The sequence below is a fragment of the Ruegeria sp. BHSB056 genome, from assembly GCF_059613305.1.
In genome coordinates this window covers 1-16,935 of the sequence record NZ_JBXWSG010000082.1, presented here as the reverse complement: position 1 = coordinate 16,935, position 16,935 = coordinate 1, and the positions used below count along the sequence as shown (strand labels likewise).

Sequence of the window (16,935 nt, the reverse complement as noted above, 5' to 3'; positions counted from 1 at the left end):
GTTTTGTGATAGGCGATTTCGCAAGAGGCACTTATAGTCGGGCCCACCGATGGGAATTTGACGGCGGCGCTGTTTGTCAGGCATCGGCATCACCGCTCGTCGTTCCGCCGCCATTCTCAAACCCCGAGGGGATCGATCCTGAAGAGGCGCTGGTCGCGGCGATTGCGTCCTGTCACATGCTCTGGTTTCTGGAAATCGCGCGCCGCGCCGGATATGTGGTCGCCTCCTATTTGGATAAAGCCATTGGGAATATGGAGGCAAACGAAAAGGGGGAGCTTTGGTTATCGCAAGTTCATCTGCGTCCGAATATTTCTTGGACAGGAGAACCGCCGTTGCCAGAGACTCTGAAGAGTCTGCATCACGAGGCTCACGGGAAGTGCTACGTCGCAAATTCTGTCAAAACGAGGATCGAGGTTCACTCGGCTGAGGTATAACTGGGCTTCACGGTCAGTTTCGCAGAATGCTGCATCAAGCAAAATTGGCTCAGAGCTGACCTGGGGGGCCGCGCAGCAATCCTGTGATAAGGTCCCTCGTCAACGTCGCGTTGTCGCTCTGGGAGGCATGGCGGATCGGAGGATCAGTCATGGGAACACCAAACCCACGAGCCCTTCGCTCACTCCGCCCCGCTTGGAGAAAAGGCCGCATCGTCGATCAAAAACGGTCGCCGAAGCCAAAGCATGTCTGGACAATCCGTGTTCGTCTTGAATTGGCAGAAAATCATCGCGAACTCGCACTGTTCAACATGGTGGTCGACAGCAAGCTGCTTGGCTCTGACCTTGTTAAGATGAAAGTCGTCGACGTCATGGCATCTGGCCAGATCAAAGAACGGGCTTCCGTATTGCAAAGCAAAACGCAAAAACCAGTGCGCTTTGAGATATCCGAAGGCACAAGCGCCTCGGTCGAGAAGTGGATGGAGGATGAACTCATGATCGGCTCAGAGTACATTTGGCCGGGCCGCTTCCATGAGCGTCTTCATATCACACCTCGCCAGTACCCGCGGAACGTCCGCGATTGGGCCACTTCAACCGGACTAGAGGCGAGCGCATTTGGCACGCATTCGATGAGGTAAACAAAGGTAGCCCAGATTTACAAGAAGACCGGCAACGTGCGGTGCGGTTCAACTCTTGCGCGAACACACCAAGATGGACAGCACAGTCCGGCACCTAAGCGTCGAACTTGAAGAAGCGCTAACATTCGCCGAGGCCATTGAAATCTAACAACTTCGGGCCGTTGTCGCTCGCGGCCCACAGCTGCCTTTGGGCATTTGGCGGCGATGCGGCGGCGCGGCCCGTAAGAGTAGACCTTCGCAACAATTGCAAGATCGAATGGACATTGAAGGTTGGGACCGCGGACGAAGCTGTCATTGAGGCCTGGTTTTTATTTCGCTTTGTCTAATCCCTCGGCAAGTTGTATGCATCGGAAAGGGGGGGCGCGAGCGTGGGGCGAAAGCTGGCGGCCATTTTGATGGCTGATATGGTCGGATACACAAGTCGGATGGAACGGGACGAGGCTGGCACTCTCGAAATGCTGTCAGCTCATATCGAGAACGTCGTTGCGCCGCTCGTCGACCTTTATCACGGTCGTATCGTCAAACAGATGGGCGACGGCTTACTGGCGAGCTTTGAAAGTGCGGCGGATGCCGTTGCCTGTGCCGTTAAATGGCAAAATACGCCAGTGGCAGGCCCCGATCCAATACGCTTCCGCATTGGCGTCACTCTCGGTGATATTATTTTGCGCAACGGTGACGTCTTCGGATCGGGTGTGAACCTCGCGGCGCGGCTGGAAAAGCTAGCCCCGCCCGGTGGTGTACTGGTATCCGAAGCGGTCTATCGCGTTGTCCGAAATAATCTTCCAGTCACCTGGGAGGATGCCGGAACCCATAATGTACGAAACATCGCCGAGCCGGTGCATGCCTGGCGTATTGGCGGGCCTGTTCAGGGGCACCCCGAACCGCCTCAACCTGTGGCATCCGGAAAAGCAACAATTGCGGTGCTACCTTTCCATAGCCTGAGCGGCGATCCAGAACAGGCCTTCTTCAGCGACGGCATCGCGGAAGATGTCATAGTCGGTCTGTCGCGATTTCGGACGCTGCAGGTTGTTTCCCGAAATGCTTCTTTCCGGTTCAGAGCACAAGAGATCGATCCTTCCGAAATTGCCAAGACCTTGGGTGCAGACTACTTGGTCGAAGGCAGCGTCCGGAAGGCCGGTGGCCGAGTGAGAGTCTCGGTACAGCTCGCTGACGGTCATTCGGGCGCGCAACTATGGTCCGAACGTTATGATCGCGAACTGGAAGACATTTTTTCCGTTCAGGATGAGGTGACCCGCAGCATCGTCGCGGTTCTGCCGGGACGTGTCCAGCACGATGTTGTTGGCCGTTCGGCGCAGAAGCCAGCAGACGAGATGAAGGCATATGAATTGATGCTTAGGAGCAAGGCACTACGCGATAGTCTGAATGCCCGCGACACAGCCAAAGCCAGAGCCCTGCTGGAACGGGCAATTGCGCTCGATCCGTCCATCGCTCGATCCTACATGTACCTTTCAGATACCTATGTGATTGATCTTTGGCTCGGATTGGCAGATCCCGATGCGCCGTCCCATACCTTGACGATCGCCCGAAAGGGCGTGGCACTGGACAACCGTGACGTCTACATCCAGGACCAACTCGGGTTTGCCTATCTTTGTGCCGGACTTTGGGATGAAGCCGAGGCACAGTTCAACAAGACACTTTCAATGATAGAAAGCGAGGCGGAGTCGATGGCTTGGTGCGGTTATGCTTTCCTCCTGCTCGGCCACCCAGAGAAAGCGCGTGAGGTCGTAGGGCAGGCGATGCGGATGGACCCTCTTCATCCACCTGCGATTGACTGGATCATGGGGCAGATCGAATTCTTCAACAGCAATTTTGAGGCGACGCTCGGGTTTTTGATGGGAGCAGCGCGGCTCAACTCGCTAGCCACGGCGTTCGTTGCGGCTTCCTATGCTCAGCTTGGGCGGGACAAGGAAGCTTCAGCAACATTGAGCGAGTTCATCACTGAACGTCACGATGAGTTTTCAAGCCGCGGTATCGAGGCCGGCGAAGACACTGTCGAAAGCTTAGTACGCGGATTTCAGTCCATGTGGAGGCGGCCAGATGATTTCGAGCAGCTTACCGATGGTCTGCGGCTGGCCGGTTTGACAGATTAACGTGGGGTCTAGCCCAAACCGGCCATTGAGCTTTACCAACCTATACTGCAATGCGGCCCGTCGAACCTGCCGTTCGCCGCAAGCACAAAATCAGAGACGGGCTGAACTGACGGTGTTGTCAAGTTAACTGTCGTTCGGTTGCCGATGATATGATTTGGGGGTAGGTGACGTCGGTGAAGTCATCATCAATCTGCTACAAGCGTCACCGATTTCCTCCTCAGATCATTGCGCACGCGGTGTGGCTGTACCTTCGCTTTAATCTTAGCTTGCGGGAAGTTGAAGAGATGCTGCTGCAGCGCGGGATCGATGCTTCTTACGAAACTGTCCGGCGTTGTGTCATCAAATTCGGGCCGGCGGTAGCTCGAAATCTGCGGCAGAGACGGAACCGTCCAGGTGATGTCTGGCATCTGGATGAAGTTGCCGTGAGAATCACGGGGCGCAAGTATTGGCTTTGGCGTGCGGTTGATCAGCATGGCGTCGTGCTGGAGGAAATCCTCCAACCCAGGCGGGACAAATGGGCGGCAAAACGGCTGTTGCGCCGCCTGATAAAGTGTCTTGGTTTCATTCCCAAGCGGGTCATTACGGACAAACTACGCTCGTATGGTGCCGCCAAGCGAGAGGTCGCGCAAGGTTTGGATCATTGGTCGCACAAAGGCCTCAACAATCGAGCTGAAAACAGTCATCTCCCTTTCCGAAAGAGGGAAAGGACGATGCAAGGCCATCGTTCTCCAGGAGGGTTGCAAAGGTTCGTAGCGACCCACTCAGCAATCCGCAATTGCTTCAGCGTCTCCGCTCGCCGTCGCTCCGCCTTAACAATCCGATATCGCCGCCTCGAAGCAATTTACGCCTGGAATGCCGCCACTCAAACAGCCTGAATTTCATAAAACAGTATTCCTTGGCTGTTCGGGGGTTAACGTGACAACACCCAATCACCTGGCCACGCTGATGAAACGATCCATGCGACACGGCCGGGCTGATTATCTGCCCGACCGCGAGAAGGCACCTCGTACGTCCGGACCTGTTCCAAGCCAACCGGCGACGACGGCGGCGACGTGGCGTGTGATGCGAACACGCTGCGTTTCTCCGCGCCTGACGGCTTCAAGTGCCTGCAATCCCGTATACGCAATCAGATCGGCATCAACTTCGTCTTCAGACGCCAGCACGATGCCAGAATGTGCATCTATGACACGGATCGCGAAACCGATATTGTGAACACCGACCTGATAGTTCGAGTAGCGGGTTTTTTCAGTCAGGGCGTGGAAGCGATTGACTGTCACTTCTACACGAACAGCTTTTTGACCATGCAGACCGACAGTCCCACGCGTAACTGCATCCTGCATGATACGGCCGACTTGATCATATCTGTCTCCGGGCGGGTCTTCTCGCCACACAATATCAGCGTCAGGTGCAAAGGTATTCGCCTCCGATACAGAAAGGCTTCTTGGCACTGTCGATACGACACCCACAACCTTCCATTGAGCGGCCAACTGCCGATCCGGAGGTTTATGATAATCAGTGCGCCATGTCTGACCACAGCCGGACAAAAGAAGGATTATCGTCAAGGCAACGACTTGTACAAGCCCGGTATTCATGATGTCTCCACCGTTGCGAAAATAGGAAGTCTCTTTGTGCGTTCGGTGTGGCTGGCAAGACGAGAAACGGCTTCATGAATTCGAGCAAAAAGGTGTATTCTTCCTCTTTCCGCTTCGAAAATTGCGGTCCGGGGCATCGTGCTAGCACACTGTCGAGGTTGTGCGAAAATTCAACTGGCAGATCAAAGATTGCGCATTGCGTTTCTTTGAACGGTCCCGTTCGTCAAAAACCGGCACTGCATCAGATGCAGTTGCTATCTCTTGCGTCGTTAACAGCCCGCGCACTGTACTACACGCATTCTTTGGAACGGAGATCGTCAACCCACCGAATTTTCTTAATGAGATGCTGTCCACTGTTACTCACCAATACCGTTACCCTGGTCCGATCTAACGCCCCTGCGGCGAAGGTGGTTGCGCACATCCACCACCTTCGCCAGCTAGACACTCCGCATAATGACTTCCTTCTGTGTGCGCATGTTGAGTGAGTGGTACATGCAGTGTTGTATTTGGAAGCCGCAAGACAGCGTGCCTTGAGACCATTCTGCCTTGGGCTGAAATATCAAGTAAATCCCGTTGTCGTGAACTGCCGCGAAAAGTCGTGAACTGCCTGTTGGCTGCGACAAGGGCTCCGCGATGCATCCTGACACTGGCTTGGTTGAGGCTACTGCCGAACTTGTCGAAAAAGCGGAGCGCGACGGTGTTGACGGTAGTATGACCAATTCGGCAACCCATCTTTATAAAGATGATGCCAGCACTGAGGGGTTCGCTGTGATGCGCTGTGCCGGTAGTTGTAAATCGCGGCCTGTCGATCAAGGTAATGAAAAGCGGCGAATGTGAACAAAGGCACAAAGAACGCTTTTATCGCTAGCCCAGTCAAAATCTCCCACACCAATGCCAAGATGATAAGAGCTACGATGACTGTTATCCGACGGTTGAACGGTCGCGCTATCGCGGTTTCCCGGACGTAGTCGCGGTATTGCTGCGCTTTGCAACTGGCACAGAAAACCATTGAACTACACTCCAGATCCTTCCGGGAATGTCGGGAATCCGAGTCAGAACACCACCGCCGCCAGGATGGCACCCCATATAAAGGTACCGAAGATAAATGCTGGCACCAACCACCATCCGCTCGGCCATGACCTTTCTTCCGGGGTTTCGCATTTATCCATAGCGGCGCGGCATCGTGACCCGTTGGTCTCGACTTTGATTTCACACGAAGGTGCAGTGGTGATCCTGCCGGCAACTGTCATTCCTCACATCCCCGAAACGAGCGCACCGTCGCTGAGCAACTTCGGGCGCTCCCTACTTTACTCTTGGTGACGCGTTCTGATCGCAGGAGTGCGTGTTTCGCGTCAGCAACGATGTTCGAAAGTTAATGCAGCAGTGTAAAACCGAATGTCGCAGCATGCCTGCGAAATTCGTTAAATTCCTGATAGCTAACGCGAAATGGTCGATAACATCGCGAACCACGCGGACTAGAAAATGATTGTAAACAGCAAATCAGGAGAGGGGAGAGTAGTGTGTCGCGCGCAGGTTTGCGTCACGGAGAATCCTTTACCCACATCTCGACCCATGCAATGACACTGGCCAGGATGCTTAGGAATTTCTGTATGATAGGATTGCCTGGAATTCTTTTGCCCTACTCTTGGCAACGGGAATCCGATCCCCGTTAAGAAGCTCTGCGACGCAGCCACCGCCTGAGCGCTTTTCCAGAGTCTGAACCGCGTCAAAAGAGACCCAGTGCGATCTGTGACATTGGTCTCCCTTTTCGGATGCCAAGAGCTTAAGTGCGTCAGTGAAGGCCATTCTGACAAGGGCTGTGCCGGCGGTTGTTGCTATCCGGATGTAGTGGTCTTCTGCCGATACGGATAACACCGTCCCCCTCTTGTCCAAGGGAACGTGAATAAGTAACTTCCGGTATCCGTTTTCCGGCACAAAAAGCGGATGCTCAATCGTTACATATTTGAAGTATGTGGAAATGGCACCTATCGCGATTACCAAAGGAAAGCAGATCGACATCTGCGATACTTCCAGTTTCACTGGCTCTGGGAAAAATGAAACCACTACAATTGGTGTAATAATGCAGATAACCGAATACACGCACACATTTGCTATGAGGCTAATAAAATGCCCGAAACGAAACCTTACATAGTAGAAGATGTATTTAATAGTTAGCGTGGCAAAAAAGTAATGAGCAATCGTACCGAAAAACCACAAAAGACTAACCAGTATTTTCAACTGAGACGCATCACTACCGAATGGTCTGGTGATAGGCAGAAATATCAATAACACCAGATAGCTGGCAACGATCTCTGGTGATTGCATCGCGACGCGCCCGAATAACCTACTGACTTCCCACTCACGCTTTTTTCTTATTTCTTGCGTCGTATCAGTCGTAAATAACTCTACCGCAGCGTGTTTTAGAGCTTTTTGGTCGGTTTGCAGTTTTCGGATTACCCGCGTAGTAAGACGAGATATTTCTTTATACAGAGCAAAGATCCCGGTTCTTTTTTCGGGCAACCCTGCATCGCCACTTAGCTCAGCATTCTTTTGCGTCATATTGCACACTTACAACGATCAGAACGGCACATAGCTTTCGCCTCTTTTTCTGACTGCCCGATTTAATCAAGGCGACTTGTTCCGACAACCGACCATTAATCACGAGGCGTGTTTCAGGTGGTGAGATCTGTGTAATTGACACTTAAAGGCAATAAACGCCGCTTCAGAGTAACCCCTCAAATTTGACGTATCGAGTGTCAATTCGGATATTCGGTGTCGAACCAATGCCCGTCAGAACCGAATATTATTCATCACTCTAATTTGGGCGCAGCTTCAGCGAAAATCAGTGCATTGCGACAGATAGAACGGCTTTGCGTTTCGCAAAAGCTCTGGCTCGTTCGCCGTAGGCAAGCTCTGGGGCCCGGCACTGGGTCAGGACTTGTCTCATTTCAGGGAATATCTGCGCCAACTCGCAGAAAGCGGAATGCCCAAGCGCCCGCAGCCCCATCGGGCCGGGATAGAAGCTTTCGCTTGGCGCACCTTCGGCAAAGATGATCTCGTGCTGATCAAACATGATGTGATAGTAGCAGACGGACTTCTTGCCATTCGCGATACGGATCGGTCCCTGTGTTTCGGCCAGATGGCAGGCCCGGACCAATTGCTGACCGCCTCCGCCAGTCGGGGTATCCAGTACCATGCCGTGCTGGCGCGAAACCAAAAGATCGCGTTTGTTGCCAAGTTGGCCTGCCGGGATCAGAACCGGACGAAGATTGGGCATCGTCTGAAGTTCACAAGCGTTCAGTTCCCGGCAACCAATCCAGCGGATCGGTTTGAGCCCGTTGTCCATCGTGACCACAAAATCCCCTACCTTGAGATGTTCGACCGGAACCTCGCCGTTGGGTGTCAGGATCATCGCCCCCTTGGTGAAACAAACCACGTTCGTGTTGTCGAAAGTCAGATTTGAACCTGCAACGGGGACACCTCCATTTTGCAATGTCAGGGTGGTATTGGCGTCCCAGCCTGCAAAGGTGTCGTTCAGAATGCCGTCATCGGCTTGGTCAGCTTGCAGCCATTGCAGCGGGTTCTTGATAACAAGCGGGTCGATGTGCCCGGCAAGAACTGCTGCGTCATAATTGGCCTGGCTGTAGTAACCGCTCAGATCAACAAAATCGTTATTGGTCTGATCGCCATCATCAATCGCACCGGTGTTGCCGGTGTTGAAATCGGTGATAACATCGCGTCCATCACTTAACAGAAACGTGTCGTCGCCATCTCCTCCTGTCAGAGTATCATCGCCGTCACCGCCGGTGATGCTGTCGTTACCCGCCCCGCCGTCAATGATATCGTTGCCTGTACCGCCGTCGAGCGTGTCGTCACCACCACGGCCATCAAGAATGTCATCCCCATTGTGACCGCTCAACACATTGGCGCCGTCCGTCCCGGCGATTGTATCATCGCCAAACGTTCCGGTCGCATCTTCAAAATTCGTGACTGTCTGGGTACCAAATGTCGCGCCGATTATGTCGGCGGTTCCAGCGGCAAGATCAATGTCAACTGGAGTCGCCTTCCCTATGCTACTGTAGTCAATCAGGTCGGTTCCATCGCCGCCATCAATGGTATCGTTGCCAAACCAGGCCCTTACAGTATCATTCCCTGACCCAGCATCGACAGTATCTGGTGCAGAAGTAGTCGAATCCAGCAAGTCGATATAGTCATCTCCGGCACCTCCATTGATGGTGTCAGATCCATTGCCGCCAATGATGGTGTCATTGCCATCGCCACCATCAATCGTGTCATTGCCAGCGCCCGCATCAATTGTGTCGTTGCCGCCATTCCCGTTGATTGTATCGTCGCCAGTGGTACCGTTAAGGACGTTGTCGTTGTCGTCTCCGTTGATTGTCGCCATTAGCCTAATTCCTCGCGCTCTAAACTATTTAGTTGCCCCAAAGTTTGGATCTCGCGGGGAAGGATCTCCGCGTCACAAGCAAAAGAAGCCCCGGCAATCGGCTGCACAGTTATCGCCATCATGTGACTGACCACGAATGAACCCGGTCAATCTGTTGTGCAGCATTACCTCCGGATTGAAGCGACACATGGGCGAACCCAGTGGTCGGTGTTTTCTCGGGACAATGGGATGGCTTCAGGAACGTATCCGTGGCGCCAACGATCAGGGTGCGGGACGTCTTGTATCTAGCTTCGCCTACGAAAATCGCTTTGGAAATCGGGGCAACCGTCCGGTCGAGACAACCATCAGGCGTCGTCGCGGGTGAGACAGCACACCCACGCGCGTCAGGCGCGAGGCCGGATACAACGCCACCTGAGCTTGCGAAGCCTCCCGAGAGCACGCTGGAAACGCCGGATTTGTACTGTATGCAAGGATCAGTAACCGTGCAGAACCGTCCTGATCTGTAGTTGGAGCACGAAGCGCCCGGCCCTGAAGAACCAAGAAGCTGTGGCATCTGCCCAAGCGCGTTCCCCGGAGACAAAGCGTCTCTGGCGAATCCCGCTGGGGCATGGGTGTATCCGTCCTTACGTATCAACAACAGCAACCACCGAACCGAGCAGCCACCCACCCCGGCCGCAAAAAAATCAGACCGCAAAGGCCTGCAAAACATAGTTAATCAATGTTTTCTGGCAGTTCCAAATGACCTGGCGACTTTGGGCCAATAATGTCGTTCCCCGTCTCAGATTACCTTTTCTGTCTCAACCGGAGATACGCAATTCCATGCGGCATCCCTGATTGTGTAACATTGTGGATCAAACCGGATCTTCGTCCGGCGTGAGCCGGAGCCACCTCATCTTAACTCCGAAAAACGGTGTGCGACTTTGGGCTGAAAGGAAGCTGCTCGAGGCCGACTACACAGCACCTTATCTTTGGCGTTTTTTAAGGAAGGTTCTTAGAGGGCGACCCAGATGGATGTTACAAAAGTCATTCAATGCCCGCCGAGAGCCAAAGCCCAAGGCTTCGTGATCCAGATCATTGTGGCTTAGATAAGAGAGGTGGACCATCAGGTATTCACGGCGCTCCTGATGCAATATCTCTTTGTAACTCAGCCCCTCCGATCCTAGATGGCGGTGCATGGAACTGCGCGACATGCCAAGTTTTGTTGCCGCATCTTCCGCCGAAAGCGGCAGCGGCATGCTATTTCTCAAAAGGGTCCGAAGTTTCGGCGAAATCCCGTTTGTAGAGCGCGGCAGGTGCGCGATACGTCGGATTTCCGTCAAAAGAATCTTATTCAGGGAATCATTCCGGTAACCCACAGACTTCGACAACAGATCGAACGGATACACTACATGACATTGTTCAAACGGTTGATCGAAGAGTATCTTCGATGTCGCAAGCTGTTGCAGCGTCTCGGAATGAGAGGACTTGGGAATACATGTTCGGAAAACGATACGTTTCGTTTCTTCAGGGGCATGCCTTTTAAAGAATGCGGTCTGACCCAATACGAAGAGCGTAAGAATAATGTCCCAGTTGCGTCGAGATATTTCAATGGACGGGGCTACCCTCGCGACCATCCCTTCACTTGCCGCTTCCAGGCTCGAGCAAAAAACCGGCAGATAGGCGGTTTCTTCCGACATTATTTCTTTCAGGGCCGTTGCAACGTTTGCGCTGGTCTCAATGAATGTCGAAATCAGTTTATGGGAACCGTATTGCCACAGACTGGTCGCAAGTAGCGGCCAATGCTCTCCAATGATCCGGTCGGCGGCTTCGAAGGCGTTCCAGATTTCCTCCAGGCTCGCATCCAATTGATTACTGTCCGTCCAGGGCAGCTCATGCCCAAGGATCTTACCGAACTGCCCCCGGAATTGTTCCCGGAAAAACGCAGGGAATACAACTCTCGTTTCGTCGTGGTTCGTCATAACCGACTGATCTCACTGGGGTTTGTTGCGAGGTTTACCGAAGTTCAGGGAAATACATCCGACCTGCTTCGTTATGCGGCCAACTCGGAGAATTGGCGAAACGGACAGTGTCTCGGTTTGAATTGGCCTTTAGCGTCGTGTGATCTGCTGCGACGCCTCGCTCATGCATGATCTCTTCCAGATCGCGATATGACACACCGTATCGGACATAGGAGAACACTGCGAAGAGGATCACATCTTTCGGATACTGCGCGCCTTTGAAGGAAGTCATGAACTGACTTTCGGCTGAATTACACGGGCGGCTGTTCACTCTCTGCATTCCCGAGCGTCAATGGTCAAAGCTTGCAACAGGTCCGGCATTTGTCGCCTTAGGGTCACGACCCAGCCAGTCAAAACAAAAGCAGACTGCCCAGAATGACGTTTCTCCCTGTCCAACTTATCCTTTATTTACAGGGGCAAAGGGGCGGTCGATAGGTTACAATTTGTTGCAAGAATTGTTAAATTGTTGCACTCTGTCGCACATGTGCGACAGGGAAAAACTACAGGTTGATACAAATAGTCGGTTCGTCAAAACATCCCGCGCAAAACACTCTTCCGTTCTACGTGAGAACTTAAGAAAACCGTTCGCAGTTTATCGCAGAGCAAAGTGGATCTGTTAGAAGTTTTGCCAATTTGTGCAAGATGAACCGGGTTCAGATGAAACGATACCTTAACGGCAGTTCAGTACCCAGAACCGAGCTGCTGGCACAGATAGAGAAGGTTTTGACATTCCCCTCGACTGGTTCTTTTTAGCCGGAGACACCGAGAAGCAAATAACCGAGCTCGAATTCGGCGCGGCTTTGAGGCATCTGGTTGCTCAAAGGAATGTTGAAGTTCCTGAGCGACCGTCCTGTCCAGGCCAGTAAATCGGTTTTCACTCACCTATAGGGGGGGCCCTTTGGTGCGAGACCCATGGAGCATAGGCAAAGATACGCCTGTGCACCCTTTGTCAAACTTTGCAAGTGCTTCCCTGGAATCCATCCGAGCTACCGGGAGTCATTCCTCCGAAGCGGCCAATAACCGCTTGATGTAGTCAGGTAAATCGGACAACTCAAACCGTCCACATCTTCGCCCCGCCTTTAGCAGACTTGAGGTGTCGGTTGGTACCTTCTCTAGTACGCCCTTAACAAAGATTGACCTTCCGGACTTCTCTGGATGAGGACAGTAAAAGTCACCTGCAAAAACAGGTGTTGAAACAACTCTGCGATTAACGAAGGTTTGTTTCGTAAGATGACCGTGAACGACGATGTTTTCGGCACCGTCGAAGGAAATCATGCCGAGGTTGCCGCCACTCATGAACAGTGTATTCTTACAATCATTACGACCTCCCCACGCTTCGGCCACTTCTCCATACTTTCTCGCCACTCGAATCATGCTTATGCGCATCTCGTGGACGCCTTCATCACAGTAGACTTTGCCCAGCAACACTTCTGCCTTAGTGTTGTCCGTAAACATCTGCTTCCAGAAAAGATAGAAACCTTCCGGCATATATGGTTCTAGAACCTGAAATTTCCCACCGACAACTGCGTTCCGGAAAGACATCCCAAATTTGAGCTCTGCAAGGTCTCTGCCCGGCTCTCCAGTTTCAAAAAACCAATCCAAGGGGATTGCTAGGCGCTTTCCAACCTGAGCCAAAAGTTCGGCCCTGGGCACCGACGTTCCGGCCAAATATCGGCTCATTTGCGTACGGTTCACACCTGCAACATCAGCCAAGAATTTCACTGACCCAACCTGTTTAGCGAGGTGGTTTAGTCGTGCTGCCAGCGCGTCCCGCATATCTGATTGGCTGGCTGTATCCCTTGTCATCTTCAACCTCTTTTCCAGCGAGAGCAGGGGAAAAGTTTACTCATCAACACGCTGTGTGTCTCCTAAAAGCTGAACCAGTTTCAAAGGTATATACGCTATCGCACGCCTAGTGGTTCAGAATCTTGCTCAGAAAGTCCTGCGCTCGATCACTTTCCGGGTTGCTAAAAAACTGCTCGGTGGGACGGTCTTCGATTACCAGACCAGCATCCATGAACACCACCCGATCCGCCACCTTGCGTGCAAAGCCCATCTCGTGCGTAACAACCATCATTGTCATACCGTCCTTTGCCAGTTCGACCATCACATCCAGAACCTCATTGATCATTTCCGGATCAAGGGCCGAAGTCGGTTCATCAAACAGCATCGCAATCGGATCCATAGCCAGCGCCCGGCTGATGGCGACCCTCTGCTGCTGTCCACCTGAAAGCTGCCCGGGAAATTTTTCGATATGTGGCAGGAGCCCAACCCGATTGATCAGAGCTTCAGCTTTGGCGTTGGCCTCGTCACGTGACCGGCCCAGGACTTTCTGCTGGCCCAGACAAAGGTTCTCGCGCACGCTCATATGTGGGTAAAGCTCAAAGTGCTGGAACACCATACCAATGCGCGAGCGCAGCTTGGTAAGATTAGTGCCTTTTGCGGTGACATCCACGTCTTCAACCTGAATGCGGCCCTGCTGCACCGGCTCCAACCCGTTAACGCATTTGATAAGGGTGGACTTTCCTGATCCGGACGGACCGCAGACCACTACAACCTCGCCTTTTTTGACGTTGGTGGTGCAATCGGTCAGCACCTGAAAGTTGCCGTACCATTTAGAGATGTTTTCAATGCTGATCATGCTGTTTTGGCCTTCTGAAGGTGCCGGACAACAAGTGAACCGGCGAAGCAAATGCTGAAGTAGACAAGGGCGGCGAAGATATACATCTCAGCAAGCCGGCCCTCGGTTCGGGCGACAATGGATGAGGCGGTCATGAAGTCGCGCAAGCTGACAACAAAGACAAGGCTGGTATCCTGGAACAGAATGATGCCCTGCGTCACAAGGATCGGGATCATGTTCCGGAACGCCTGTGGCAGGACCACATAGCGCTGGATCTGCCAGTAGCTGAGGCCAGTGGCCTGTCCGGCATGCACCTGTCCTTTGCGGACTGACTGAATGCCTGCCCGGATAATTTCTGAATAGTAGGCCGCCTCGAACATGACAAAGGCGATCAGCGCCGAATAGAAGCCGCCAATCGGCCGACCCAAAGCAAGAGGCACCAGGAAGTAGAACCAGAAGATCACCAAGATCAGCGGCACCGAGCGGATCAGGTTCACATAACCTGCGGCGAGCAGAGCCAATGGCGCGATACCAGATAGCCGCATCAAGGCAAGGCCGGTCCCCAAAATGATACCGCCGATCACAGCAAGAAAGGTAAGCCATAGCGAGAGCTGCAAGCCCTGCCAAAGAAATGGAAGATTGTTCCAGATGACGGAAAGATCAAAATCACCCATAATTCAGCCTTTTCCGACAAAACCCGGGATGCGGGTGTATTTTTCAAGTGTCTGCGCGATGACTGTCGCACCAAGAGCGATGACGACGTAGATGACCGTCGCTGCGGTAAAGGCCTCAAATCCTTGAAAAGTGTATTCCGCGATCTGCTGGCTTTGCGCCGTCAGTTCAAGAAGGCCGATGGTCAGCGCCAGTGAGGAATTCTTGAAGATAGTCAGGAATTCAGAGGTCATCGGCGGCACGATCAGCCGGAAGGAAATCGGCAACAACACGTAGCGATATGTCTGCGCAGTCGAGAAGCCATTGGCATAGGCTGCGCTGGTCAACCCGTGACCGACGGCATTGATCCCGGCACGAACCTGTTCGGCAACGCGGCTTGCGGTGTAAAGTCCTAGACCGATAACAGCCGTAACATACTCGGGATTTGGCATGTCCCGCTTCATCCAACGACCCAGATCATCCGGAACGATCTCAGGCATGACGAAGTACCACAGGAACAGTTGCACAAGAAGCGGCACATTACGAAAAAGTTCAACGTAGGTGGTGCAAAGTAAGGCAACAGGCCGCGATGGCAGTGTGCGCCCGACGCCAATTAGAACACCGACGGCCAGCGCAAGAACCCAGGCCACAAGCGCGACCGCAAAGGTCCACCCCAGCCCCGATATCAGCCAGCCAAGGTATTCCTCTTCAAAGAGGACACCCCAGTTCCAGTTGTAGTTCATGCTTTCTACCCTGATAAAATGGTGCCGGGCCTCCCGCGCATGGTGCAGGCCCGACAGTGTTGCTACAGGAGGAGGTTATTCCGGCAGCGCATTAAGCTGGAACGCAGCCTTCAGCAGGTCTGTCTGACCGACGCCCAGCGGATCGAACCACTTGGCATAGATGTCGTTGATCTCACCCGAGCGGAACACATCTGCCATAGCCTTCTTGCCGATCAGTTCAAAGGCGCTGTCGTCGCGGCGCACCATCAACGCATAGGGATCGAAAGACAGGAAATCGCCGACCACCGCGAAATCTTCGGGGGTCTTGGATTTTGCAATGAGCCCGAACAGAAGGATGTGATCCGTGGCATAGACATCCACACGATCAGTTTCCAAAGACAACATGCCCTCGGCATGATCCCGCACCGGAAGAACCTTCACGTCCAGCCCCAGCTCTTCAATTGCGGCCTTGACGGCACGCTCGTTGGTGGTGCCCTGCGCCAACGCAACGGCCTTGCCGCCCAGATCTGCAACCGAATTGATGCCGGAGTCTTTACGGACCATCAGTTTGGTACCGGTGATGAAGGTCGTGGGCAGATACTCGACCTGCTCCTGACGGGTCAGGTTGTTCGTGGTCGAGCCGCATTCAAGGTCAATCGTGCCATTGGCCATCAGTGCGATCCGGGTCTTGGGGTTCACCGGCACATATTTGATCGTCAGTTCCTTACCCAGTTCGGCGGAAACCGCTTCGACCACCTTCATGCAAAGGTCGATCGAATACCCAACCGGATTTTGGTTCTCGTCCAGGTAGGCAAACGGAACAGAGCTTTCCCGGTGTCCAATGACAATTTCGCCCGAGGCGTCAATCTTGGCCAAAGTTCCCGTGCGATCCTCAGCCACAGCCGGAGCAGAAAAGGCCAAGGCAAAAGCCAATACGGCCGCTGGTTTCATATATTTCATGGTTTTCTCCCTTAGTTTCTGTTGCTTTTGTTAGTCCTGATAGCCCGGCAGATCGAAAATGCCGGAATATCCAAATAACGCTGCACTTCCACCGGTGTGCAGAAACACAACATTATCCATTCCTTCGAAGTAGCCTTTGCGAACTTGATCAATCAGGCCATCGAGCCCTTTGCCCGAATAGACCGGGTCAAACAAAAGCCCTTCGAGTTGAGCCAGTTTCAGAAGCGCCGCACGCATGCCGTCGGTCGGCAGGCCGTAGCCTGGGCCAACATAATCACAGTTCGCGCGCACCGAGGTACGTTCAATCACGGCCCCCATTCCAAGGTAATCCATGGTCTTGCAGGCCAGGTCATAGACCATGCCTTCCTGTTTCCCCTGAGGTGCCCGAACACCGATCCCAAGCAAGTGAATGTTGCTGCCAAGGGCAGCAAGTCCAGCCACCAGCCCTGCTTGGGTTCCCGCACTGCCGGTGGCATGAACCAGGGCGTCAATCTTGAGACCGATGTTTCCGGCTTGCTCTTCCAACTCGGCGGCACAATTCACATAACCCAACGCCCCAACGCGATTGGAGCCGCCGCCCGGGATGATGTAGGTCTTGCGGCCCTGATCTTGCAGCGTGCTGGCCAAGGCCTTCATTTCAGCGTTCATGTCGGCACCACCTGCTCGTTTGGAAACGGTTGCGCCATGTAGCTGATCCAGCAGAACATTACCGTTGAAGTTATAAATCTCGTCATTCGACCCGGTGCGATCCTCAAGCAGGATATGGCAGTTCAGCCCCAACCGGGCTGCTGCGGCTGCTGTCTGTCGT

13 protein-coding genes and 2 pseudogenes are annotated in these 16,935 nt (G+C 53.4%); 4 read left to right on the top strand and 11 right to left on the bottom strand.

Annotated elements, in window-relative coordinates; all coding sequences use genetic code 11:
- The 4 genes and pseudogenes from AC2FND_RS16280 to AC2FND_RS16265 form a co-directional block, all read left to right on the top strand.
- On the top strand, nucleotides 1-434 hold a 434-nt coding region (locus AC2FND_RS16280), incomplete at its 5' end, for an OsmC family protein (RefSeq protein ID WP_496770876.1).
- A gap of 149 nt (nucleotides 435-583) precedes the next feature.
- Nucleotides 584-1,217: pseudogene (locus AC2FND_RS16275) on the top strand (tyrosine-type recombinase/integrase).
- Between the two features lie 247 nt (nucleotides 1,218-1,464).
- The gene (locus AC2FND_RS16270) at nucleotides 1,465-3,180 is read left to right on the top strand and encodes an adenylate/guanylate cyclase domain-containing protein (protein ID WP_496770877.1); all 1,716 of its coding nucleotides are present in this window, start codon (nucleotides 1,465-1,467) and stop codon (nucleotides 3,178-3,180) included.
- Nucleotides 3,181-3,353: 173 nt separating this feature from the next.
- Nucleotides 3,354-4,055 carry an IS6 family transposase gene (locus tag AC2FND_RS16265; protein WP_496770874.1) on the top strand — a complete coding sequence of 234 codons (702 nt, stop codon included), beginning with the start codon at nucleotides 3,354-3,356 and terminating at the stop codon, nucleotides 4,053-4,055.
- A 102-nt stretch (nucleotides 4,056-4,157) separates the two neighbouring features.
- Here AC2FND_RS16265 and AC2FND_RS16260 read toward each other — a convergent pair whose 3' ends face one another.
- The 11 genes and pseudogenes from AC2FND_RS16260 to AC2FND_RS16210 all read right to left on the bottom strand — a co-directional run.
- Nucleotides 4,158-4,772 (bottom strand): DUF6778 family protein, encoded by a 615-nt coding sequence (locus AC2FND_RS16260; protein WP_496770873.1) that lies wholly within the window; start codon nucleotides 4,770-4,772, stop codon nucleotides 4,158-4,160.
- A 1,596-nt stretch (nucleotides 4,773-6,368) separates the two neighbouring features.
- Entirely contained in the window at nucleotides 6,369-7,331 is a 963-nt protein-coding gene (locus AC2FND_RS16255) for a LytTR family DNA-binding domain-containing protein (RefSeq protein ID WP_496770871.1), read from the bottom strand.
- A gap of 283 nt (nucleotides 7,332-7,614) precedes the next feature.
- Nucleotides 7,615-9,177, bottom strand: a complete 1,563-nt coding sequence (locus AC2FND_RS16250) for a Hint domain-containing protein (protein WP_496770870.1) — start codon at nucleotides 9,175-9,177, stop codon at nucleotides 7,615-7,617.
- A gap of 962 nt (nucleotides 9,178-10,139) precedes the next feature.
- Nucleotides 10,140-11,135, bottom strand: coding sequence for a helix-turn-helix domain-containing protein (locus AC2FND_RS16245; protein WP_496770869.1), 996 nt, complete (start codon nucleotides 11,133-11,135; stop codon nucleotides 10,140-10,142).
- 94 nt (nucleotides 11,136-11,229) lie between these two features.
- A pseudogene (locus AC2FND_RS16240) lies at nucleotides 11,230-11,406 on the bottom strand (IS6 family transposase); the annotation flags it as partial.
- A gap of 764 nt (nucleotides 11,407-12,170) precedes the next feature.
- Entirely contained in the window at nucleotides 12,171-12,980 is an 810-nt protein-coding gene (locus tag AC2FND_RS16235) for a helix-turn-helix domain-containing protein (RefSeq protein ID WP_496770868.1), read from the bottom strand.
- 106 nt (nucleotides 12,981-13,086) lie between these two features.
- Nucleotides 13,087-13,815 (bottom strand): amino acid ABC transporter ATP-binding protein, encoded by a 729-nt coding sequence (locus AC2FND_RS16230; RefSeq protein WP_480508367.1) that lies wholly within the window; start codon nucleotides 13,813-13,815, stop codon nucleotides 13,087-13,089.
- Nucleotides 13,812-14,468, bottom strand: a complete 657-nt coding sequence (locus AC2FND_RS16225) for an amino acid ABC transporter permease (protein ID WP_480484726.1) — start codon at nucleotides 14,466-14,468, stop codon at nucleotides 13,812-13,814. The genes AC2FND_RS16230 and AC2FND_RS16225 overlap by 4 nt, the downstream gene beginning before the upstream one ends.
- A gap of 3 nt (nucleotides 14,469-14,471) precedes the next feature.
- Nucleotides 14,472-15,188, bottom strand: coding sequence for an amino acid ABC transporter permease (locus tag AC2FND_RS16220; RefSeq protein ID WP_480484727.1), 717 nt, complete (start codon nucleotides 15,186-15,188; stop codon nucleotides 14,472-14,474).
- 75 nt (nucleotides 15,189-15,263) lie between these two features.
- Nucleotides 15,264-16,127, bottom strand: coding sequence for an amino acid ABC transporter substrate-binding protein (locus tag AC2FND_RS16215; protein WP_480484728.1), 864 nt, complete (start codon nucleotides 16,125-16,127; stop codon nucleotides 15,264-15,266).
- A 30-nt stretch (nucleotides 16,128-16,157) separates the two neighbouring features.
- Nucleotides 16,158-16,935 (bottom strand): D-cysteine desulfhydrase family protein (locus tag AC2FND_RS16210; RefSeq protein ID WP_496770866.1); only part of this gene is annotated, 778 nt, incomplete at its 5' end.